This is a genomic window from Simplicispira sp. GW247-4R2A, assembly GCF_059424465.1.
In genome coordinates this window covers 22,990-43,659 of sequence record NZ_JBWKZM010000039.1, presented here as the reverse complement: position 1 = coordinate 43,659, position 20,670 = coordinate 22,990, and the positions used below count along the sequence as shown (strand labels likewise).

At 64.4% G+C, this 20,670-nt stretch carries 21 protein-coding genes; 9 read left to right on the top strand and 12 right to left on the bottom strand.

Annotated features, from left to right (window positions below):
• The first annotated feature begins 339 nt into the window (after positions 1–339).
• The 4 genes from AC07ZH_RS19520 to coaD all read left to right on the top strand — a co-directional run bounded on the left by AC07ZH_RS19520 (position 340) and on the right by coaD (position 4,387).
• Positions 340–1,767 (top strand): M16 family metallopeptidase, encoded by a 1,428-nt coding sequence (locus AC07ZH_RS19520; protein WP_495200982.1) that lies wholly within the window; start codon positions 340–342, stop codon positions 1,765–1,767.
• 36 nt (positions 1,768–1,803) lie between these two features.
• Positions 1,804–3,150, top strand: coding sequence for a M16 family metallopeptidase (locus AC07ZH_RS19515; RefSeq protein WP_495200981.1), 1,347 nt, complete (start codon positions 1,804–1,806; stop codon positions 3,148–3,150).
• The gene (rsmD, locus tag AC07ZH_RS19510; protein WP_495200980.1) at positions 3,147–3,743 is read left to right on the top strand and encodes a 16S rRNA (guanine(966)-N(2))-methyltransferase RsmD; all 597 of its coding nucleotides are present in this window, start codon (positions 3,147–3,149) and stop codon (positions 3,741–3,743) included. Before AC07ZH_RS19515 ends, rsmD begins: the two co-directional genes overlap by 4 nt.
• A 131-nt stretch (positions 3,744–3,874) precedes the next feature.
• Entirely contained in the window at positions 3,875–4,387 is a 513-nt protein-coding gene (coaD, locus tag AC07ZH_RS19505; RefSeq protein ID WP_495200979.1) for a pantetheine-phosphate adenylyltransferase, read from the top strand.
• Positions 4,388–4,484: 97 nt separating this feature from the next.
• Here the strand turns inward: coaD and AC07ZH_RS19500 are convergent, their stop codons facing one another.
• The 5 genes from AC07ZH_RS19500 to AC07ZH_RS19480 form a co-directional block, all read right to left on the bottom strand.
• The gene (locus tag AC07ZH_RS19500) at positions 4,485–4,799 is read right to left on the bottom strand and encodes a BON domain-containing protein (RefSeq protein ID WP_119109446.1); all 315 of its coding nucleotides are present in this window, start codon (positions 4,797–4,799) and stop codon (positions 4,485–4,487) included.
• A gap of 121 nt (positions 4,800–4,920) precedes the next feature.
• Positions 4,921–5,463, bottom strand: coding sequence for a ferritin-like domain-containing protein (locus AC07ZH_RS19495; protein ID WP_119108838.1), 543 nt, complete (start codon positions 5,461–5,463; stop codon positions 4,921–4,923).
• 64 nt (positions 5,464–5,527) lie between these two features.
• Entirely contained in the window at positions 5,528–5,938 is a 411-nt protein-coding gene (locus tag AC07ZH_RS19490; RefSeq protein WP_495200978.1) for a hypothetical protein, read from the bottom strand.
• A gap of 45 nt (positions 5,939–5,983) precedes the next feature.
• Positions 5,984–6,148 carry a DUF1328 domain-containing protein gene (locus tag AC07ZH_RS19485; RefSeq protein WP_119108836.1) on the bottom strand — a complete coding sequence of 55 codons (165 nt, stop codon included), beginning with the start codon at positions 6,146–6,148 and terminating at the stop codon, positions 5,984–5,986.
• Positions 6,149–6,364: 216 nt separating this feature from the next.
• On the bottom strand, positions 6,365–7,741 hold the full coding sequence (locus AC07ZH_RS19480; RefSeq protein ID WP_495200977.1) for a sensor histidine kinase: 1,377 nt from the start codon (positions 7,739–7,741) through the stop codon (positions 6,365–6,367).
• A gap of 140 nt (positions 7,742–7,881) precedes the next feature.
• Between AC07ZH_RS19480 and AC07ZH_RS19475 the strand changes: the two genes are divergently transcribed.
• The gene (locus AC07ZH_RS19475; RefSeq protein WP_119109445.1) at positions 7,882–8,514 is read left to right on the top strand and encodes a response regulator; all 633 of its coding nucleotides are present in this window, start codon (positions 7,882–7,884) and stop codon (positions 8,512–8,514) included.
• A gap of 55 nt (positions 8,515–8,569) precedes the next feature.
• Here the strand turns inward: AC07ZH_RS19475 and AC07ZH_RS19470 are convergent, their stop codons facing one another.
• From AC07ZH_RS19470 to gpmA, 4 genes are all read right to left on the bottom strand, one after another.
• Positions 8,570–8,974 carry a response regulator gene (locus AC07ZH_RS19470; RefSeq protein WP_119108834.1) on the bottom strand — a complete coding sequence of 135 codons (405 nt, stop codon included), beginning with the start codon at positions 8,972–8,974 and terminating at the stop codon, positions 8,570–8,572.
• A 107-nt stretch (positions 8,975–9,081) separates the two neighbouring features.
• Positions 9,082–9,834, bottom strand: a complete 753-nt coding sequence (locus tag AC07ZH_RS19465; protein WP_495200976.1) for a HesA/MoeB/ThiF family protein — start codon at positions 9,832–9,834, stop codon at positions 9,082–9,084.
• Positions 9,835–9,916: 82 nt separating this feature from the next.
• Positions 9,917–11,347: a S41 family peptidase gene (locus AC07ZH_RS19460; RefSeq protein ID WP_495200975.1), complete on the bottom strand. Its 1,431-nt coding sequence runs from the start codon at positions 11,345–11,347 to the stop codon at positions 9,917–9,919.
• A gap of 90 nt (positions 11,348–11,437) precedes the next feature.
• Positions 11,438–12,181, bottom strand: coding sequence for a 2,3-diphosphoglycerate-dependent phosphoglycerate mutase (gene gpmA / locus AC07ZH_RS19455; RefSeq protein ID WP_495200974.1), 744 nt, complete (start codon positions 12,179–12,181; stop codon positions 11,438–11,440).
• Positions 12,182–12,252: 71 nt separating this feature from the next.
• Between gpmA and AC07ZH_RS19450 the strand changes: the two genes are divergently transcribed.
• The 4 genes from AC07ZH_RS19450 to AC07ZH_RS19435 all read left to right on the top strand — a co-directional run bounded on the left by AC07ZH_RS19450 (position 12,253) and on the right by AC07ZH_RS19435 (position 14,571).
• Positions 12,253–12,660, top strand: a complete 408-nt coding sequence (locus AC07ZH_RS19450) for a rhodanese-like domain-containing protein (protein ID WP_119108830.1) — start codon at positions 12,253–12,255, stop codon at positions 12,658–12,660.
• A 17-nt stretch (positions 12,661–12,677) separates the two neighbouring features.
• Entirely contained in the window at positions 12,678–12,938 is a 261-nt protein-coding gene (gene grxC, locus AC07ZH_RS19445; RefSeq protein ID WP_119108829.1) for a glutaredoxin 3, read from the top strand.
• Between the two features lie 102 nt (positions 12,939–13,040).
• Positions 13,041–13,502, top strand: a complete 462-nt coding sequence (gene secB / locus AC07ZH_RS19440; protein WP_119108828.1) for a protein-export chaperone SecB — start codon at positions 13,041–13,043, stop codon at positions 13,500–13,502.
• A gap of 49 nt (positions 13,503–13,551) precedes the next feature.
• A complete protein-coding gene (locus AC07ZH_RS19435) occupies positions 13,552–14,571 on the top strand; it encodes an NAD(P)H-dependent glycerol-3-phosphate dehydrogenase (protein WP_495200973.1) in 1,020 nt (339 codons plus the stop codon).
• A 39-nt stretch (positions 14,572–14,610) separates the two neighbouring features.
• Here AC07ZH_RS19435 and AC07ZH_RS19430 read toward each other — a convergent pair whose 3' ends face one another.
• The 3 genes from AC07ZH_RS19430 to ggt all read right to left on the bottom strand — a co-directional run bounded on the left by AC07ZH_RS19430 (position 14,611) and on the right by ggt (position 20,634).
• Positions 14,611–16,908, bottom strand: coding sequence for an NADP-dependent malic enzyme (locus AC07ZH_RS19430; RefSeq protein WP_495200972.1), 2,298 nt, complete (start codon positions 16,906–16,908; stop codon positions 14,611–14,613).
• Positions 16,909–17,031: 123 nt separating this feature from the next.
• Entirely contained in the window at positions 17,032–18,519 is a 1,488-nt protein-coding gene (locus AC07ZH_RS19425; protein WP_495200971.1) for a nucleobase:cation symporter-2 family protein, read from the bottom strand.
• A gap of 336 nt (positions 18,520–18,855) precedes the next feature.
• Positions 18,856–20,634 (bottom strand): gamma-glutamyltransferase, encoded by a 1,779-nt coding sequence (gene ggt / locus AC07ZH_RS19420; RefSeq protein WP_495200970.1) that lies wholly within the window; start codon positions 20,632–20,634, stop codon positions 18,856–18,858.
• Between the last annotated feature and the right edge of the window lie 36 nt (positions 20,635–20,670).

Genomic DNA, 20,670 nt, shown 5'->3' with positions numbered 1-20,670 from the left:
CGGGCAAACGGATTGCGCAGCCAGCCGCGAGGGCCAGCCGGTGCGGGGGCCTCGTCCTTGTCTTTGCCGGGCAGGGTGGGAGGCGCCTCTGGCGGCCGGGGTTGCGCCTCGGCAGCGTCGGTTGCCATGGGCCTGTCCGCCGCAACATGTGGCGCTGCCACTGGCACAGAATCGCTCGCGCGCGCTTCCGGGCCTGGGTCAGACGCCGCGACCTGCGCAGCGTCCACAGCGGCATTGGGTGTTGCCGCAAGCTTGGGGGCTTCGGCGGGAGTGGCCGGGGGGGCCGGCTTTTTCTTGAAAAAACTGAACATTTCGCCGCTTCTTAGAATCAGCCATTCTATGAAACGCATCTTCACTGCTTTGGGCCTGGCGCTGTGCGCCGCAGGTTTCCTTCCCGCGCACGCTGCCACCACGCAAGCCACTCCTGTGGTGGCGCAGGCAGTGGCCCCCTCACAATTCACGCTGGCCAATGGCATGCAGCTCATCGTGCAGCCCGACCGGCGCGCGCCCACGGCGGTGCACATGGTCTGGGTGCGGGTGGGGTCGATAGACGAAGTCGATGGCGTCAGTGGCGTCGCGCATGTGATCGAGCACATGATGTTCAAAGGCAGCGAAAAGTTGGCGCCGGGCGAGTTCTCGCGCCGCGTGGCGGCTCTGGGCGGGCAGGAAAACGCCTTTACCAGCCGCGACTACACCGGCTACTACCAGCAGATTCCGGCGAACAAGCTGGAAGACGTGATGCGCCTTGAATCCGACCGTTTCGCGCACAACCAGTGGCCAGACAAGGAATTCAGGCACGAGCTTGAAGTGGTGAAGGAAGAGCGCCGCATGCGCACCGAGGACCAGCCACGGGCCCTGCTGTCCGAGCAGCTCTATGCGGCGGCCTTTATCGCCTCGCCCTACCACCGACCGGTGATAGGCTGGATGAGCGACCTCGACGCCATGGCGCCCGACGACGTCCGCGCCTTCTACCGCAAGTGGTACGTGCCGGCCAACGCCGTGGTGGTGGTCGCCGGCGACGTAGACCCGCAGCAGGTGTTGGCGCTGGCGCAAAAAACCTACGGCGCCATTCCGGCGCGGGCCGTGCCCACGCGCAAGCCGCGCGCCGAGCCGCCGCAGATGGGCATGCGGCGCATCGAGGTCAAGGCCCCGGCCGACCAGGCCTATGTGGCGCTCGCGTACCGGGCGCCGTCGCTTCGTTCCCTCACGGAACCCACTGCCAACGATCGCGACGCGCTGGCGCTGCTGCTGCTCTCGGGCGTGCTCTCGGGCTACGACGGAGCGCGCCTGGAGCGTGGCCTCACCCAGGGGCCGGACCGCGTAGCCGATAGCGCCAACAGCGGTGCCTCGGTGTTTGGCCGGGGGCCGTCGCAGTTCTACCTCTCCGGCGTGCCGGCCACTGGCAAGACGGCGGCGCAAGTCGAAGCCGCGCTGCGTGCCGAAGTGGCACGTGTGGCCAAGGAGGGCGTGAGCGAGGCGGAACTCACCCGCGTCAAGACCCAATGGATTGCCAGCCGCGTGTACGACCGTGACTCGCTGCAGAACCAGGCCAGCGAGCTGGGCAGCAACTGGGTGCAGGGCCTGCCGCTCGATGCGGAAGACCGGCTGCTGACCTTGCTGCGCGGCGTACAGCCCAGCGAGGTGCAAAGCGTGGCGCAGCGCTACTTTGGGGACGACCAGCTGACGGTGGCGACGCTGCTGCCCCAGCCGGTGGCACCCGGAACGCGCAAGCGCCCAGCGGGCGACGCCGGCGGCGCCATTCGCTAAGCCCACGCCGCTACCCGCATTTTCAGGACGGTTTCCATGAACGCTATTAAAAAAATAGCTGCTCGCGCTTTTGCAATAAGCGCTGGAGTGGTTTTTTACTCTCAATCTGCCTGGGCTTTGCTGCCGATTGAGCATTGGGTCGAGCCCAGCGGTGCGCAGGTCTGGCTGGTGCAAAGCCCGGCGCTTCCCATGGTGGACGTGCAGGTCGATTTCGACGCCGGCAGCCGGCGCGACCCGGCGGCGCAGGCGGGCCTCGCCAGCGCTGCGGCCGACATGGTCACCAAGGGCGTACGCGCTGCGGGCGATGCCCCGGCGATTGATGAAAACGCGCTCGGCGAGGCCTGGGCAGACCTCGGTGCCTCGTTTGGCGCCGGGGCCGATAGAGACGCCTTCAGCTTTTCGCTGCGCTCCCTGACCGACGCACCCCTGCTGGCGCGCGCCGCAGAGCTCGCCTCGCGCCAGATCGGCCAGCCTGCCTGGCCTGAAGACGTCTGGCAGCGCGAACGCTCGCGCTGGAGTGCGGCGATCCGCGAATCCGATACCCGCCCTGGCACCGTGGCGGGCAAGGCGTTTGCCAAGGCGGTGTATGGCACGCATCCCTATGGCCAGCAGGTGACGGCAGAGACCGTCTCTAAGATCGAAGTGGCCGACCTGCGCGCCTATGCCGAGCGCAGCCTGCAGGCCTGCCGCGCCAAGGTGTCCATCGTCGGCGCGGTCTCGCGCCCGCAAGCGCAGACGCTGGTGGGCACCTTGCTGGCCCACCTGCCCAGCGGTGCGCCCTGCGCTGCGCTGCCTGCCGTGCCGGCGGTGCAGCCGCTTGCAAAGGCCGAGGAAATCAACATTCCCTTCCAGTCGGCACAGGCCTATGTGCTCATCGGCCAGCCTGGCTTCAAGCGCAGCGACCCGGATTTTCTCGCGCTGCTGGTGGGCAACCACATTCTGGGAGGCGGGGGCTTCACGTCGCGCCTGACGGAGCAGGTGCGTGAAAAGCGCGGCCTGAGCTACAGCGTCTCCAGCCAGTTTGCGCCCGGCTTGAACGCCGGCGCCTTTGTCGTGAGCCTGCAGACGCGCCCCGACCAGGCGGCCGAAGCGCTCAAGGTGTCGCGCGCGGTGCTCGAGCGTTTCGTCGCCGAGGGCCCCACCGAGGCCGAGCTCAAAGCCGCCAAGGACAACCTGATTGGCGGCTTTGCCCTGCGCATCGACAGCAACCGCAAGCTCCTGGGCAACGTGGTGAACATTGCCACCAATGGCTTGCCGCTCGACTACCTCGACGGCTGGACCGACCGCGTGGCCGCACTCACCGTGGCCGACGTGCGCGCCGCCATGGCGCGCAAGCTCCAGCCCGATCGCATGGTCACCGTGGTGCTGGGGGCGCAGCCTTGAAGCGCCCCGCACCGGGTGCTGTGCGCGCCAAACCCGCCGCAGTGCCGGGTGAAGTGCGCATCATTGGTGGCCAATGGAAGCGCACGCGTTTGCCGGTGGCAAAAATCGAAGGCCTGCGCCCCACGCCCGACCGCGTGCGCGAGACGTTGTTCAACTGGCTGGGCCAGGATCTGGGCGGCTGGCGCTGCCTGGATGCGTTTGCCGGCACTGGCGCGCTCGGCTTCGAGGCCGCCTCGCGCGGCGCGGCCTCGGTCCAACTGGTGGAAAGTGAGCCGGCGCTGGTGGCGCAGTTGCACGCCTGGCAGCAGCGCCTGCAAGCGGGTGCCGTGCGCGTGCAGCGCGGCGACGGCGTGTCTGCGCTGCGCCAGAGCGCGCCGGCCAGTCTGGATGCGGTCTTCCTCGACCCGCCTTTTGGCAGTGCGCTCTTCGAGCCGGCCTTGCGCGCGGCGGTTGCCGCGCTGGCGCCGCAGGGGTTCATTTACCTGGAAGCACCCGAGCGCTGGAGCGACGAAACCCTGGCGGACCTGGGCCTTGCGGTTCACCGCTACTTGCGTGCCGGCGCGGTGCATGCGCATCTGCTCCGAAAAATATAGCTGCTTGCGCTTATAGAATAAGCGATACAGCCTAATTTTGCTTGAAATTCGACGCTGCATCCGGTCGCCGCTTGGCGTCCATAATGGCTTGTCGCACGCAGGCTGCGGTGCGCAGCCGCTGAAAGAAGCCCATGACCCAGAAAAACGTCATCGCCGTTTACCCAGGCACCTTTGACCCCATCACGCTCGGCCATGAAGACATCGTGCACCGGGCGACGCAGCTCTTTGGCACGGTGATTGTGGCGGTGGCGGCCGGCCACCACAAAAAAACGCTGTTCAGCCTGGAAGACCGCCTGGCCATGGTGCGTGAGGCCGTGGCGCCCTATCCGCAGGTGAGCGTGGCGAGCTTCGACGGCTTGGTGCGCGACTTTGTCGTGAACAACGGCGGCAAGGCCATGGTGCGCGGCCTGCGCGCCGTGACCGATTTTGATTACGAGTTCCAGCTCGCCGGCATGAACCGGGCGCTGATGCCCGAGGTCGAAACGGTGTTCCTCACGCCGGGCGACAAGTTCCAGTTCATCAGCAGCACCTTCGTGCGCGAGATTGCGCTGCTGGGCGGCGAGGTCGAAAAGTTCGTCTCGCCCGGCGTGCTGGCGCGCCTGATGCAAAAGAAGCGAGATCAGACGTCGCCGAACCTTGCGTAAAAAAACCTGCCGAAGCGGGCAAACGCAAAAAACCTACCGAAACGGGCAGACGTAAAAAAACCCGCCGAAGCGGGTTTTTGATTCTGATCCGAAAAAATTACGGACGAACCACGATGTTGTTGCGCACGTCGCGCACGTTCTTGGTGGTGCGGGCGATTTCGGCTGCAGTGTCTTTCTCATGTTGCGACTTGGCAAAGCCCGAGAGCTGCACCGTGCCGTTCAGCGTTTCCACGCTGATGGAGGTGGCCGAGACAGACTTGTCTTCCGCCATCTTGGCCTTCACGGCCGTGGTGATGCCGGCGTCGTCCACGTAGGAGCCAACCGTTTGCTGGTGGCGCGCCACCGAGCAGCCGGTGGAGAGGACGGTGATGCCGGCAATGGCGGCAAAGGCGAGGGCGCGTGCGTATTTCATGGTTTTTCCTTGGAAGTTGGTGGGGGAACACTGGTGCTGGGAAACATGCAGCCGGTCGATCTGTTGCACCTCCCGGATCGGACCGACTGTGGGGGGAAAGGGAGAAGGGAAAAGCGAGGGCTTACTGGTCGAGCCAATCGCGGATTTCGTCGGCATGCTCTTCCTCATCGCTGAGGATTTCTTCGAGCATGCGCCGCGTGGTGGGGTCTTTGTCGCCGATCAGGTTGATCATCTGGCGGTAAGCCTCGACGGCAATGCGCTCGGCCACCAGGTCGGCGCGCAGCATGGTTTTCAGATCGGTGGAATCGTCGTAGTCGGCATGGCTGCGCTCCTCAATGCCCTTGGGCGAGAAGTCGGGTTCGCCACCCAGCTGCACGATGCGCCGGGCGAGCAGGTCCGCGTGGCCGGATTCTTCATCGGCATGCACCAGCAATTCGTCGGCAATGGCGGGCGATGCCAGGCCATGGGCGGTGAAATGGTGGCGCTTGTAGCGCAGCACACAGACCAGCTCGGTCGCCAACGCACCGTTGAGCAATTTGACGATGGACTCGCGGTACGGGCTTGAAGCGGGCGTCACTGCGCCGCGGTCAAGCTCCTGGGTAGCGGCGGCGCGCAAGGCGGTGTGGTCGAGTTCCAAGGTGGTGCTGTTGGTCTTCTTGCTCATGGGGTCCCTTCTTGGCTGGTCATGGGGCGGGCAAGTCGGACTTGGCCGCGGCGGTTGTGGGCTGTCAGTCGCGTCGGCCGCGCGTGGCGAGAATGAGCAGCGTGGCAAGCGCCGCGCCGCTGCCGAAGGCAATCAGCATGGATTTGGCAGGTTGGTCCACCACGTAGCGCGTGGTCGCCTGGCTGTAGTGGTCTACCTGCTGGCGCAGGCGCTCGCTGGTGTGCGCGCAGTAGTTGATGCTGCGTTCTGCCAGGGCCTGGGCCTTGGCGGCAAGCTCGTTGATCGTTGGGTCGATGTCGTCACGCATGGAGTCCACGGCGGCCGCAGCCCGGTCCAACTGGGTGTTTGCTGCATTGCGCGTTGCGTTCACGGCGTGCTGTGCGCCCTGCAAGGTGGCGTCTGCGGTGTTGCGTAGGGCGTCAGCCGTGCGATCCGTGGCCTGGTTGATTTTTTCGGTGACTTGTTGCGGGTTCATGTCGGTTTCCTATAGGGGTTGGCGCTGGAGCGGGGCGAAATACCGTTATCCGCGCCGAAACAAGCTTGCCACGAACGTGAGCACTGCGAGTACGACAAAGATGAAGAACAATATCTTGGCAATGCCCACAGCGCCGGCAGCGATGCCACCAAAGCCGAACAAGGCGGCGATGAGCGCAATGACAAGAAAGACAACGGCGTAGTGCAGCATTTTTTAGCTCCTGTTTCAGTGTCGCGGTGCGATTGAGCGGGTGTGCGTTGAAGGTTTCAACACAGTTGTCGCTACTCTAAGCGTGCTGCCACCAGCGGGCTGCAAGGTGCGGTCGCCACGCACCGTCAGTTTGCAGGGGGGTGGTTGTGTAGGCATAGGCCTACAAAAATCGCACGGCTGCCGCAGGATGTGAAGCCGCCGGGGTGGCGCCGCAGCTCAGATGGCTGTGGCCAGCGCAGGAGCCGCAGGGGCCGTAGGGACAATGGGAATCACTGCAGAAACCAGTGTCCCTGTGTCTGGCGACGAGGTAATGGTCAACCGCCCGCCTGCCGCTTCGACCCGGTGGCGCATGCCCAGGAGGCCATGGGCGTTGCGCCGGACGTTTTCCTCCGCAAAGCCAATGCCGTCGTCGCGAATCTGTACGGCGATGTGCGTGGGGTGGTTGTGCACCGTGACCAGCACATGCTGTGCACGGGCGTACTTGGCAATGTTGTTGAGCGATTCCTGGACCATGCGGTAGATCGTGAGATTCGTTGCATCGGGCAGCGTGACCGGCTCCACGTTGATTTGCACATCAAGGTTGGCACGCTCGGCGAATTCACGCGTGAGAATTTCGAGCGCCGCCGTCAAGCCCAGGTTCGAGAGCGAGGAAGGGCGCAGGTCTTCGATGATGCGGCGCTTGAGGGCAATCACCCCATTCAGGGTGTCGGTCAAATGCTGGAGCCGTTCTGCCACTTCGGGGCCCGCGGTCGCCGTGCGGGACTTGAGGCGTGCCACGTCGAGTTTTGCCGCTGTCAGGAGTGCGCCAAGTTCATCGTGGAGTTCGCGCGCAAGGTGCCCGCGCTCTTCCTCGCGCACGACCTGCAAGTGCCTGGCCAGCTCGGAGAGCGTTTCGGTGCGCGCGCGTACCAATCCTTCGAGCCGTGCACGCTCGGCTTCCAGCAACACCTGTTCGCGTTCCGTCGCCTTTTGCAGCGCCGTGGTTTGGCGCAAATACATGGCAAACGCCAGCAGGCCAATGGCACTCACCGCAGAAATTCCCAGGCGCGAGAGCAGCAGCGACTGGCGAATCTTGCCTCGGTCCTGCAACGTGGCCAGCGTGGTGAAATCGATGAGGGCTTTGGCGTGTTGGCGAATGGCCTCCATGTTTTCCAGTCCGACGTCGGTCGAGAGCACAAACTTCCAGGCATCTTCGTTGCCCTCGCGGCGCAGGCGCAGGCTCAGGTTCATTTCCGACAGCTTGCGTGAGACCTGGCGCGAGAGTTGTGCGAACTCCGCAAGATCGGCCTGCGAGCCGATCACCATGATCCGCAATTGGTCCAGGTTGGTATTGACCGTGGAGATCGCCTGGTCGTAGGGTGCCAGGTAGCGCTCGTCGCCTGTCAGCAGATAGCCCCGGTGCCCTGTTTCTGCGTCCAGCATGCTTTGCAGCAATTGCATGACCGAATCGCGCAGGGCCTGGGTGCGTTCCACCTGTTCGAGTGCGGCGACGGAGCTGCGAAACCCGATTTCGTTGATGGCCAAGAGCGCCAGGGTGGCCGCTATCGCAATCGGCAGGCTGAAGGCAAATTTCTTCAATTGGGACCATTGCATGGAAAATGTCCTAAAGACGGTGGTCACAATGCCAAATTCCGGATAATGATCTGCATGCGCACCCTGAGGGCAGTCAGCTCCAGATGGTTGTCATTCAAACCAAGAAACAGGCCGCCAGCAGGTGGGCAGAAAGAGGCAGCATGATCAATATCGGCATTGTCGATGACCACGCAATTGTTCGCTCGGGCTTGCGCCAGTTCCTCTCGGAACATGTAGATCTGCGCGTCGTGGGCGAGGCGGGCAACGGGCGCGAGGCTATCGATCTGGTGCGCAACCACGAAATCGATGTGTTGCTGATGGACCTTGCCATGCCCGGACAGAGCGGCCTGGATGCGCTGGCCATGCTGCGCGCCAAGGCCCCGGAGATGGGGATTCTGATACTCAGCGGCTATCCCGAGGAGCACTACGCCATTTCGCTCATTCGCCAGGGTGCGAGCGGCTATCTGAACAAGGAATGCGAGCCCAAGGAGATTGTCGAGGCGATTCGCACCATTGCCCTTGGCCGCCGCTACCTGACCCCCGCCGTGGCCGAACTGCTGGCGCAGCAACTCAACCGCAAGGACGATGCACCGCCGCATGAACAGCTCTCGGAGCGCGAGTTCCAGGTGTTCTTGAAGTTGGCGCGTGGAGAGACGGCGGGAGACATCGCCAAGGATTTGTCGCTCAGCGTGAAAACCGTGAGCACCTACCGCACGCGCCTGATGGAAAAAATGGCGCTCAGCTCCAACAGCGATCTGACCTATTACGCACTGAAAAATCGTTTGATCGACTGAAAAGCGCTGGTGCCGGTGCATGGTGCACAGACAGCTGCGCCGCGGTGCCGAGCACTCAGGAATGAGGGTGCGCAGTGTCAGCGTCAAGGCTGTCGGCCTGCGAGATGCAGTAATCCACCAGAGCGTCTATTTCGTTTGATTTGTCGAACACTGCGTCGACACCCAGTTGTGCGCAGCGCATGCGCACGTCGGGCGTGGCGTAGTTGCTCAGCACGACCACCCGCTGGTGCGGCTTGCGCTCGTGGCAGGCCGCCAATATTCCCAAACCGCTGCCCTGGCGCAGGAAAAGGTCGATGATGGCCAAATCCCACTCGGAGCTGTGGTGCGTGAGCCAGGCTTTGCCGTCGTCTTCCGTCTCGGCCACTCCGACCGGTTCAATGGCTGCAAGCTCTTCCAGCGTCCCGATCAGGTTCTCCCGAATGGTGGCGTTGTCTTCGACGATGTAGGTTTTTAATTTCACTGTCGGCCAGTCCGGTGAGGCGGGAGCGCATGACCCGTGGGGGCAGTGTACGTAGCGAGTGGCGATGATTCTGCCAGCACACGCACGTGCCTGCCGTAGGCAAGCTCCTACGTGCAACCTGCGCATACGGGGCACGCTGGGTCGCGCTGGGTGCGCATGCTGCTCCACTCCATGGAACGCCCGTCCAGCATCCACAAGCGCCCCGCCAGAGATTGGCCGGTACCCACCAGAAGCTTCAGCGCTTCTGCCGCTTGCAGAGCGCCCACCACGCCCACAAGGGGGGCAAATATGCCGAGTGTGGAGCACGCTTCTTCCTCGAAGCGCGCGGCTGGAGGAAACAGGCAGGCGTAGCAGGCCGTGTCGGCCACGCGTTGGTCCACTACCGTGATCTGGGCGTCAAACCGTATCGCCGCGCCGGCCACCAGCGGGCGCGCATGCCGCACGCAGGCGGCGTTGACCGCTTGGCGTGTCGTGTAGTTGTCGCTGCAATCGAGGACCACGTCGGCGCCGGGGACCAGGTCGTCCAGCAGGTTGGCGTCCACGCGCTGCTGCAGGGGCGTGACCTGCACGTCCGGGTTGATCTCCTGCATGGCTTGGGCCGCCGATACCACCTTGGGCAGGCCCACGCGGGCACTGGTGTGCGCGATCTGCCGCTGCAGGTTGGTGAGATCGACCGTGTCGTCGTCCACCAGCGTGATGCGTCCCACGCCTGCGGCTGCGAGGTAGAGCAAGGCGGGGGAGCCCAGTCCGCCGGCGCCGATCACCAGTGCGTGGCTGGCCATGATCCGCTCCTGTCCCTCAATGCCGATGTCATCGAGAAGAATGTGGCGCGAATAGCGCAGGAGTTGGTCGTCGGTCATGGCAGTGCTGCGAGGCTTCCAAGGGCAAAGCAAAGGCTGGTCAGCCCAGAGGCCGCCAGCCTGCGAGACGTCCCTAGAGGAGTCAGTTGGCCTTGGCCTCTTCCTTGCGCTCGGTTTGCGTCTTGCTCACCAGTACTGGCTTGCCACGCAACTGGTTCAGAGCTTGCTGCAGCGGGAAATCCTTGTCGGCGCCGAATTCGGGTACGCGGCGCTCGGCAAGTGGTTTCTTGGATTCTTCTTCCAGCCGCTTGCGCGCTTCTTCGCGTGCTTCTTCGCGGGCCTTGTCTTCGACTTCGGCGCCCTGACCGCTGCTCAAATGCTTGGCCAGATCGGCTTCGCGCATGCGCAGGGAGGCGAACAGGTTGCCTTCGGCGGTTTCGTCGATCAGCACGTCGGGCACGATGCCCTTGGCCTGGATGGATTTGCCGCTGGGCGTGTAGTAGCGTGCGGTGGTGAGCTTGATGCCGGTGTCCGGGCCCAGTGGCCGCACCGTTTGCACCGAGCCTTTGCCAAAGGTCTGGCTGCCCATGACGATGGCGCGCTTGTTGTCCTGCAGCGCGCCAGCCACGATTTCGCTGGCCGAGGCAGAGCCCTCGTTCACCAGCACCACCAGGGGGACGGTCTTGAGTCCGGCCGGCAGTCCCCGCAACGGGTCGCCCTGGCGTGCGTAAAACTCGGGGGCGGCCTTGTAGGTGGCCTTGCTTTCGGCCAACTGGCCATTGGTGGAGACGATCGTGGTGTCAGCGGGCAGGAAGGCCGAGGCAATGGCGACGGCGCCATCCAGCAGGCCGCCCGGGTCATTGCGCAGGTCCAGCACCATGCCTTTCATCTTCGGGTCTTGCTTGTAGAGCTCTTGCGCCTTCTGAACGAAGTCTTCGACGGTGCGGTCCTGGAACTGCGACACCCGGATCCACCCGTAGCCAGGTTCCATGATCTTGCCCTTGACCGACTGCGTCTTGATCTCCTCGCGCGTGATGGTTACCGGGAACGTGCGGCTTTCGTTCTTGCGCAGGATGGTCAGCGTCACCTGGGTGTTGGGCTGGCCACGCATGCGCTTGACGGCTTCGCTCAAGGTCAGGGTCTTGACGGGCGTGTCCTCAATCTTGGTGATCAGGTCATTGGTCTTGAGGCCGGCGCGGAAAGCGGGGGAGCCTTCAATGGGCGAGACGATCTTGATCAGCCCATCTTCCTGGGTGATCTCGATGCCCAGCCCGACAAAGCGGCCCGTTGTGCCTTCGCGGAATTCGGCAAACGACTTCTTGTCGAAGTACTGCGAATGCGGGTCCAGGCTGGAAACCATGCCCGAGATGGCGTCGGTAATCAGCTTTTTGTCGTCCACCGGCTCCACGTAGTCGGTCTTGATCAGGCCGAACACGGCGGACAGCTGCTGGATTTCCTCCAGCGGCAGCGGCGACATGGCTCCACGTGCCACCGTCTGCAAAGACACCGTCGTGAGTGCCCCTGCCAATACGCCAATTGCCACCCAACTCGTGATTTTCAGTTTTTGACCCATACAGCCCCTTTAACCGATTCAATATACACCGTGCTGCCTTGGAAGCGCCTGAGTCGCCAGGGTTCCCGACCAGCGTGCGGGAAAACCCGCTCAGCCCTTGCCCTGAGACGCCACGGCGGCGGCGGCCTTGGCTGCGGCCTCGGCGTCGCCCAGGTAGTAGCTGCGCAGGGGCTTGAGGTCCGCGTCCAGTTCGTAGACCAGCGGGATGCCGTTGGGGATGTTCAGCCCCACGATGTCGGCGTCGGAGATGCCATCGAGGTACTTGACCAGCGCGCGAATCGAATTGCCGTGCGCGGCCACCATTACGCGCTGGCCCGACCGAATGGCGGGCGCCAGCGTGTCGTTCCAGAATGGCATCACCCGTGCCACCGTGTCCTTGAGGCATTCGGTGAGCGGCACTTCGCCCTCGGCCAAGCCTGCATAGCGCAGGTCGGAGCGCTCGCTGCGCTCGTCGGCGGCGTCCAGCGCGGGCGGCGGCGTGTCGTAGCTGCGGCGCCAGATGAGGACTTGGTCGTCGCCGTATTTTTTGGCGGTTTCGCCCTTGTTCAGGCCCTGCAGCGCGCCATAGTGGCGCTCGTTCAGGCGCCAGCTCTTGGTCACGGGCAGCCATTGGCGCTCCATGGCGTCCAGGCAATGCCACAGCGTGTGGATGGCGCGCTTGAGCACGCTGGTGCAGGTGAGGTCGAACTCGTAGCCTTCTTCACGCAGCAGCCGGCCGGCGTTTTTGGCCTGCTCGATGCCGGTGTCCGTCAGGTCCACATCGGTCCAGCCAGTAAAGCGGTTGTCGAGATTCCAGGTGGATTCACCGTGGCGAATGAGTACGAGCTTGTGCATGGATGGCCTGGGTGCGAGCGGGTCAAAACCATACATTCTAAAATTGACAGGTTTGCAACCCAAGGATTCCTGTGACTTTCTTTCTCGATAACTGGTATCTGTTCGTAATGGCCATCGCCTCGGGGGGCATGCTGCTGGTGCCGATGTTCAAGGGTGGCATGCCCGGCGGGCTCGCGCCTGCGGGCGCCGTGCAGCTCGTCAACCGGGAGAAAGGCGTGCTGATCGACGTCTGCAGTGCCGACGAATACGCCGCTGGCCACGCCGTAGGGGCGCGCAACGCTCCGCTGGCTGATCTGGAGGCACGCTTGCCGGCGATGGTCAAGAACAAGGCGCTGCCGGTCGTGCTGCTGTGCGCCAGCGGTGCCCGCGCCAATCGCGCCGCGGCGGTGGCGCGCAAACTGGGGTACTCCAACGTGCAAGTGCTCGCCGGGGGGCTCAATGCCTGGCGTGCTGCCAACCTGCCGGTTGAAAAATCCTGAAAAATGAAAGGACTTCCATGCAAGCCGTGAAGATGTACACCACCGGCGTTTGCCCTTACTGCATCCGGGCCAAGCAGATGCTCAAGGCCAAGGGTGTCGAGACGATTGAGGAAATCCGCATCGACACCGACCCGCAAGCCCGCATGCACATGATGGAGATCACCGGCCGGCGCACCGTACCGCAAATCTTTATCGGCGACACCCATGTGGGGGGCCACGACGACCTGGTGGCGCTCGATAGCCGAGGCGAGCTGATGCCCTTGCTGGGCGCGGCATAATCCTGCCCTATGTGCCTGCTGCGGGAGTTGCTCCTGCAGCGGGTTTGTTTTTGGGCCTGCCGCTCCTGGCCAGGCCCGGTTTGAGCTGAAAGCAAGCACACCATGGCCGACAACGACACCCCCATCTTCCAGATCCAGCGCGTCTACCTCAAGGACATGTCGCTTGAGCAGCCCAATTCGCCGGGCATCCTGCTCGAAGCCGAGCAGCCCAGCGTGGACATTCAGCTCGGCGTGGAAGCCAGCCCAGTCGCCGACGGCATCTACGAAGTGGCGGTCACGGCCACGGTGCAGACCAAGATCAAGGACAAGACGGTGTTTCTGGTCGAGGCCAAGCAGGCCGGCATCTTTGAAATCCGCAACGTCCCGGAAGAGCAAATGGGCGCCATCATGCGCATCGCCTGCCCGCAGATCGTCTACCCCTACCTGCGTGGCAACGTGGCGGACATCGTGAATCGTGCCGGCTTCCCGCCTGTGCACTTGGCCGAAATCAACTTTCAGGCCATGTACGAGCAGCAGCAGGCGCAGGCGGCTGGCGCCGGCGAGACGCCCCCACTGCCACAGTAATTTGGGTCTTTTTTTGCCTCCGGCGCTTTCCCTACTTGCGTAGACAGCTATGAAAATAATAGTCTGTGGCGCTGGAGCATGGGGGACGGCGGTGGCCATCAGTGCGGCCGCCCATCCCGATGGCCACGCCGTCACGCTGTGGGCGCACAGCAGGGCGCAGGAGCAGGCCATGCAGGCCGCACGCAGCAACGCGCGCTATCTGCCCGACGTGGCCTTCCCCCCGTCTCTTGGGCTGGCCAGCGGCGACGCTGCCGACCTGCTGGCACGCGCACAGGCCTCCGACCTGGTGGTGCTCGCCGCGCCCATGGCGGCGCTGCGCGGGTTGCTGCACGGCTTGCGCGACTGCCGCGCGCCGGTCGCCTGGTTGTGCAAAGGCTTCGAGGCGAGCAGCCAGAATTCTGCGCCTTTTGGGCTTCTAGGGCATGAGATACAGGCGCAAGTAGCTCCTGATTTAATAGCTGGTGTGCTGAGTGGCCCGAGCTTTGCACAAGAGGTCGCGGCCGGTCGGCCTACAGCACTGGTGGCCGCCAGCGAATATGCGGCCGTGCGCGATGCGCTGGTGCGCGCCTTCCACGGCCCGAGTGTGCGCGTCTATGCCAACGACGACATCGTCGGCGTGGAGGTGGGCGGTGCGGTGAAGAACGTGCTCGCCATCGCCACCGGCCTGTGCGACGGGCTGGCGCTGGGCTTGAATGCCCGTGCGGCGCTCATTACCCGCGGGCTTGCGGAAATGACGCGCCTGGGCGTCGCGCTGGGTGCGCGCGCAGAAACCTTCATGGGCCTCTCGGGCCTGGGCGACCTGGTGCTGACCGCCACGGGAGACCTCTCCCGCAACCGGCGTGTCGGATTGCTCCTGGCGCAGGGCCAGACACTGGCCCAAGCGGTGGATTCGCTCGGTCATGTGGCCGAGGGCGTGTACTGCGCCCGCACCGTGGTGCAACGTGCGCGCGCTCTGGGGGTGGAAATGCCGATCAGCGAGGGCGTGGTGGCGCTGTTGGACGGCACGCTCTCGCCGGCAGAAGCCGTCGCTGCGCTCATGGAGCGCGAGCCGACCGCAGAAGGCGGCTGAGCCTTTTGCGGCGCGGCCCGCAGGCGCGGGCCATTGGAATCAGCCTTTTCTTGCCAATGCGTGCGCAGCAGCCAGCGCCGTCATATTGACCACCCGGCGCACCGTGGACGAGGGTGTCAGCACATGGGCCGCGCCGGCTGCGCCCAGCAGAATGGGGCCGATGGTGGTGCCATGGCCGCCCGTGGTCTTGAGCACATTGAACAGAATGTTCGCGGCATCCAGGTTGGGGCAGATCAGCACGTTGGCCGAGCCGTGCAGCGTTGAATCCAGCAAGCTGTGCGCGCGGATGCTCTCGGACAGGGCGGCATCGCCATGCAGCTCGCCGTCGCATTCGATGTCGGGCGCAGCGGCGGCAAACAGATCACGCGCCTCACGCATTTTTCGCGCCGAAGGCCGGCTCGACGAGCCGTAGTTCGAGTGCGACAGGAAAGCCACCTTGGGCGGAAGGCCAAAGCGGTGCACAACCTTGGCGGCCATCTGGGCGATTTCCGAGAGCTGCAGGGCATCCGGGTCGTCATTGATGTAGGTGTCGGCAATGAACAGCGTGTGCTTGTCCAGCATGAGTGCGTTGACGGTGGCCAGGCAATGGGCGCCGGGCTCCACGCCAAAGATGTCGCGGATGTGCTGCAAATGGCTGTCGAACTTGCCCACCAGGCCGCAGAGCATGGCGTCGGCGTCGCCCAGGTGCACCATGAGCGAGGCAATCAGCGTGTTCGAGCGGCGCACGGCCGCTTTGGCCGCCTCGGGCGTTGCGCCATTGCGGCCCATCAGCGCGTGGTAGCTCTCCCAATAGGTGCGAAAGCGCGGGTCGTCCTCGGGGTTGCAGACCTCGACGTCGTGCCCCGGCTGAATGCGCAGACCGGCGCGGGCGATGCGCGCTTCGATCACGGCCGGGCGGCCAATCAGAATCGGGCGCGCCAGGCCGTCGTCCACGGCGAATTGCGCCGCGCGCAGCACACGCTCGTCCTCGCCTTCGGCATAGGCCACGCGCTGCGGCAGGGCCTTGGCGATGGCAAAGACCGGGCGCATGAACATGCTGGTCTGGTAGACGAAGCGCGTGAGGCTTTGGCGGTAGGCTTCCAGGTCTTCAATCGGGCGTGTGGCGACACCCGATTCCTGTGCTGCGCGCGCCACTGCCGGGGCGATGCGCAAGATAAGACGCGCATCAAACGGCGTGGGAATCAGGTAGTCAGGCCCGAAACGCAGTTCCTGGCCGGCGTAGGCAGCCGCCACTTCGTCGCTCATTTCCGCCTTCGCCAAGTCGGCAATCTCGCGCACGCAGGCGAGCTTCATGGCCTCGGTGATCTTGGTCGCGCCGCAGTCGAGCGCGCCGCGGAAGATGTACGGAAAGCACAGAACGTTGTTGACCTGGTTCGGGTAGTCCGAACGCCCGGTGGCGATGATGCAATCGGGCCGCACGGCCTTGGCCAGTTCGGGGCGGATTTCGGGTTCGGGGTTGGCCAGCGCCAGGATGATGGGCTTGTCGGCCATGGTTTTGACCATCTCGGCTGTGAGCACGCCGGGGGCCGAGCAGCCCAGGAACACATCGGCGCCGCTCACCACGTCGGCCAGCGTGCGCGCCTCGGTTTTTTGCGCGTATCGGGCCTTGGAGGCGTCGTAGCCACCGGGGCGGCCTTCATAAATAACGCCCTTGGAGTCCACCATGAAGACATTGGAGCGCGTCACACCCAGGCCCACCATCACGTTCACGCAGGCGAGCGCTGCGGCACCGGCGCCCGAGACGGCGATTTTCACTGCCGCAATGTCCTTGCCCACCAGTTCGAGGCCGTTGAGCAGCGCCGCCGATGAAATGATGGCCGTGCCGTGCTGGTCGTCGTGGAACACCGGGATGTTCATGCGCTCGCGCAGCTTTTCTTCGATGTAGAAGCACTCGGGCGCCTTGATGTCTTCGAGGTTGACGCCGCCCAGCGTGGGTTCGAGCGCGGCAATCATGTCAACCAGCTTGTCCGGGTCGTTTTCGGCCAGTTCGATGTCGAACACGTCGACCCCGGCGAACTTCTTGAACAAACACCCCTTGCCTTCCATCACCGGCTTGGACGCCAGCGGGCCGATGTTGCCCAGGCCGAGCACGGCGGTGCCGTTGGTAACCACGCCCACCAGGTTGCCGCGGGCGGTGAACTCAAAGGCGAGCGATGGGTTGGCCTGGATGTCCAGGCACGGGTAGGCGACGCCGGGCGAATAGGCCAGCGCCAGATCGCGCTGATTGGACAGTGTCTTGGTAGGTGTGACGGAAATCTTGCCACGCGTCGGGTTGCGGTGGTATTCACGCGCGGCGTCGCGCAGGGTCATTTCGGCGTTGCTGAGGGGTTCGGTCATATCAGGTTCCAGAAGGCAAAGGCATTACAAGCATAGAGCAATGGTTTGCGGATGGCCGCTTCCCATGATGTAAAAAAGCGCGGCGCCGGGCTTGCCGGGGCCGCGCCTTGTCACCGCCGCCAGTCAGTGGGCTTGGGCCTGGCGAGCGGCGTGGACGGCAGCCGAGGTGTCCCCGTTGGCGCCGTTGAAGAACACGTTGAGCAGAACAGCGGTGACCGACGCCAGCAGGATGCCCGACTCGATCAGCGGGTGGATGGCGTGCGGCATCCACTGGCGAAAGTTGGGCGCCACCAGCGGGATCATGCCCACGCCAATGGAGACGGCGACGATCATGGCGTTGGCCCGGTTGTCGCGGAAATCGACGCCACCCAGGATGCGGATGCCGGTGGCGGCCACCATGCCGAACATCACCAGCCCGGCGCCGCCCAGCACCACGGTGGGAAGGGATTCCACCAGCGCGCCCATCTTGGGCAGTACGCCCAGGATGATCAGAATCACGCCGCCGGCCACGCAGACAAAGCGGCTCTTGACGCCGGTGACCGCCACCAAGCCCACGTTTTGCGAAAAACTGGTGTAGGGGAAGGTGTTGAAGATGCCGCCAATCAGCGTGCCCAGGCCGTCGGTGCGCAGGCCCCGCGCCAGGTCCGCCTGGCTGATCTTCCGGTCGGTCATCTCGCCCAGCGCCAGGAACATGCCGGTCGATTCGATCATCACCACGATCATGATGAGCGTCATGGTGAGGATCAGGATGGGGTCGAAGATCGGCGTGGCGATCTCGAAGGGCAGGATGAGGTCGAACCAGGCGGCCTTGGCGACCTTGTCAAAGTTCATCAGCCCCATGGCAGCGGCGGCGACCGCACCAATGACGATGCCCAGCAGCACCGAAATGTTGGCCAGAAAGCCCTTGGCAAAGCGGGCGATCAGCAAAATGGCTGCCAGCACCAGCCCCGAAATCCCCACGCCGGTCAAGTCGGCATAGCGGGGGTTGGGAATGGTCGGCACCACGGCAAACCCCTTGGGGACGGGCGGCAGCGAACTGCCCGGCGCGCCGACGGCGGCCTGCACCTCGCTGAGCCACTTGACGTAGTCCGGGTTGACCACGGCGGGCGCCGTAGGGCCCACCGGGTTGCCAAAAATCCAGTTGATGCCGACCCGCATCAGGCTGATGCCGATCACGGCAATGATGGTGCCGGTGACCACCGGCGGAAAGAAGCGAAGCATGCGGCTGACGGCCGGCGCGATCAGGATGGAGATGACCCCCGCGCCAATGATGGAGCCAAAGATCAGCCCGGCGCCGGCGGTGCCCCCCGTGGTCTGCGCCATCGACACCATGGGGGCGACGGAGGCAAAGGTCACCCCCATCATCACCGGCAGCTTGATGCCGAACCATTGGGTCGCGCCGAGCGCCTGGATCAGCGTGACCAGGCCGCAGCAGAACAGGTCGGCCGAAATCAGCTTGGCCACCTGGTCGGGCGTGAGGTTGAGGGCGCGCCCGACGATGAGCGGCACGGCAATGGCGCCCGCATACATCACCAGCACATGCTGGAGTCCCAGCGCAGTCAGCCTGCCCAGCGGCAGGTGTTCGTCAACAGGGTGAACAGTCGCTTGCATGAAATGTTCCTTGCGGGGTGCGAAGAAAAAGGTTGGGCGCCAACGCTCAGCCGTGCATTGCGACTGAGTCCATACAAAAAGTGTATACAAACCATAAGAAGATTCGACTAGAGAGAAACCCTGCGCTCCCGCGCGATCTGGGTTCTGGCTGCGAATCTTCCTCACCTGAAAAGAGGAAAAAGTTTTAGTAAAAAATGCCTATAGCGCTTACTGGTAAAGCGCATGAAGCTATCTATTCAATAGCAAATTCGGATTCTGCATGCCGCGCGCAGAACTGCCATGACCCCAAAAAAAACCGCCCGGCGAGGGGCGGCTTGTGAAGGGAATGAGAGCGCCTCAATAGCCCAGCGTCTTGCCATCCGGGTTGCGCGGGTCCGAATAGCCGTACAGCACCCCGCCGCGCAGGCCAATGGTCTGCGTGCGCCCCATCGAGGCCTTGACCACGACGTTGTGGCCGCGCTGGCGCAGCAGGGCGAGGGTGTCGGGGGAGAGGCCCTTTTCCACGCGCAGTTCGTCGGGCGTCCATTGGTGGTGCACGCGCGGCGTGGAGGCCGCTTCGGCCGGGTTCATGCCGAAATCAATGGTGTTGACCACGGTTTGCAGCACGGTGGTGATGATGCGCGCGCCGCCGGGGCTGCCGGTCACCAGCACCGGCTTGCCGTCCTTGAGCACCAGGGTTGGCGTCATCGACGAGAGCGGGCGCTTGCCGGCGGCTACGGCATTGGCGTCGCCGCCCACCAGGCCGTAGGCGTTGGCCACGCCGGGCTTGGCCGAGAAGTCGTCCATTTCGTTGTTGAGCGTGATGCCGGTGCCGGCGGCGACGATGCCGCTGCCGAAATTGGTGTTCAGCGTGTAGGTGACGGCCACCGCATTGCCGGCCTGGTCCACGACCGAGAAGTGCGTGGTCTGGTCGCTTTCGTACGGCTGGGGCTTGCCGGGTTGGATGCTCTTGCTGGGGCGTGCATGGTGGGGGTCGATACCGGCGACGAGCTGCGCGGCGTAGCGCTTGGACGTCAGCCCCTTGAGCGGAATCTTGACGAAATCGGGGTCGCCCAGGTATTGCGCGCGGTCGGCGTAGGCCAGCTTCATGCTCTCGGCCATGTAGTGGATGGTCTGCGCGCTGTTGGGGCCCCACTCGCCCAGCGGCAGGGGTTCGAGCATGTTGAGCATCTGCACCAGGTGTGGGCCACCGGAGGAGGGCGGCGGCATGGTGACGATCTCATAGCCTCGGTAGGTGCCGCGCGTGGGTTCGCGCTCCACCACCTTGTAGCCGCGCAGGTCGTCCAGCGTGAGGGCGCCTGGGTGGGATGCCATTTCGGCGGCGATTCTCGTGGCGATCGCGCCCTCGTAGAACGCCTTGGCGCCTTCCTTGCCGATCAGGCGGATGGAGGCGGCCAGGTCTTTTTGCACCAGCAAGTCGCCGGCCTTGAGCGGCTCGCCGTTCTTCCAGAAGATCGCCTGGGTGGCGGGCCATTGGCCCATGGTCTTCTTTTCCTGCTGCAGCACCTTGGCCAGGGTTTCGCTCACTGGGTAGCCTTGCTCGGCCAGCGCAGCGGCGGGTGCCACCACCTTGGCCAGCGGCATCGTGCCCCAGGTTGTCAAAGCGTGCTCCATGCCGGCCACGGTGCCGGGCACGCCGACCGCGTAGTGCGTGTAGAGGGATTTGCCGTCCACCACATTGCCCTTGGCATCGAGGTACATGTCGCGCGTGGCCGCGCGTGGTGCCATTTCGCGGAAGTCGAGCGCCACGCTTTTGCCGGTCTTGGCGTTGTAGACCACCATGAAACCGCCGCCGCCCAGGTTGCCGGCGTTGGGCAAGGCCACGGCCAGGGCAAAGCCGATGGCGACGGCGGCGTCGACGGCATTGCCGCCGCCCTTGAGGATGTCCAGGCCAATCTGCGAGGCCAGTGCCTGCTCGGTCGCCACCATGCCGTGGTGCGCCACCACGGGGTGGAACACGTCCATGTCGAAGTCGTAGGCGGCACTCGCGGCCTGGGCGGCGGCGGTTTGCTGGACGGCGGGTGGGGCCGCCGCCTGGGGGGCAGCGCTGCAGGCGGCCAGGTTGAGCAGCGCGAGCGCAAGGCTGCCGGCCAGCAGGGTGTGGCGAATTTTCATGGTGTCTCCTCGGATTTGGTGACGCCTTCGGGCGGC

Bases quoted from the DNA above. Each gene is read 5' to 3' on its own strand.
- AC07ZH_RS19480 (WP_495200977.1), bottom strand. From the start codon at position 7,741: ATGCAATGGTCCCAATTGAAGAAATTTGCCTTCAGCCTGCCGATTGCG.
- AC07ZH_RS19475 (WP_119109445.1), top strand. From the start codon at position 7,882: ATGATCAATATCGGCATTGTCGATGACCACGCAATTGTTCGCTCGGGC.
- AC07ZH_RS19425 (WP_495200971.1), bottom strand. From the start codon at position 18,519: ATGCAAGCGACTGTTCACCCTGTTGACGAACACCTGCCGCTGGGCAGG.
- secB (WP_119108828.1), top strand. From the start codon at position 13,041: ATGGCCGACAACGACACCCCCATCTTCCAGATCCAGCGCGTCTACCTC.
- ggt (WP_495200970.1), bottom strand. From the start codon at position 20,634: ATGAAAATTCGCCACACCCTGCTGGCCGGCAGCCTTGCGCTCGCGCTG.
- AC07ZH_RS19515 (WP_495200981.1), top strand. From the start codon at position 1,804: ATGAACGCTATTAAAAAAATAGCTGCTCGCGCTTTTGCAATAAGCGCT.
- coaD (WP_495200979.1), top strand. From the start codon at position 3,875: ATGACCCAGAAAAACGTCATCGCCGTTTACCCAGGCACCTTTGACCCC.
- AC07ZH_RS19500 (WP_119109446.1), bottom strand. From the start codon at position 4,799: ATGAAATACGCACGCGCCCTCGCCTTTGCCGCCATTGCCGGCATCACC.
- AC07ZH_RS19485 (WP_119108836.1), bottom strand. From the start codon at position 6,148: ATGCTGCACTACGCCGTTGTCTTTCTTGTCATTGCGCTCATCGCCGCC.
- AC07ZH_RS19495 (WP_119108838.1), bottom strand. From the start codon at position 5,463: ATGAGCAAGAAGACCAACAGCACCACCTTGGAACTCGACCACACCGCC.
- AC07ZH_RS19430 (WP_495200972.1), bottom strand. From the start codon at position 16,908: ATGACCGAACCCCTCAGCAACGCCGAAATGACCCTGCGCGACGCCGCG.
- AC07ZH_RS19460 (WP_495200975.1), bottom strand. From the start codon at position 11,347: ATGGGTCAAAAACTGAAAATCACGAGTTGGGTGGCAATTGGCGTATTG.
- AC07ZH_RS19435 (WP_495200973.1), top strand. From the start codon at position 13,552: ATGAAAATAATAGTCTGTGGCGCTGGAGCATGGGGGACGGCGGTGGCC.
- gpmA (WP_495200974.1), bottom strand. From the start codon at position 12,181: ATGCACAAGCTCGTACTCATTCGCCACGGTGAATCCACCTGGAATCTC.
- AC07ZH_RS19520 (WP_495200982.1), top strand. From the start codon at position 340: ATGAAACGCATCTTCACTGCTTTGGGCCTGGCGCTGTGCGCCGCAGGT.
- AC07ZH_RS19490 (WP_495200978.1), bottom strand. From the start codon at position 5,938: ATGAACCCGCAACAAGTCACCGAAAAAATCAACCAGGCCACGGATCGC.
- grxC (WP_119108829.1), top strand. From the start codon at position 12,678: ATGCAAGCCGTGAAGATGTACACCACCGGCGTTTGCCCTTACTGCATC.
- AC07ZH_RS19465 (WP_495200976.1), bottom strand. From the start codon at position 9,834: ATGACCGACGACCAACTCCTGCGCTATTCGCGCCACATTCTTCTCGAT.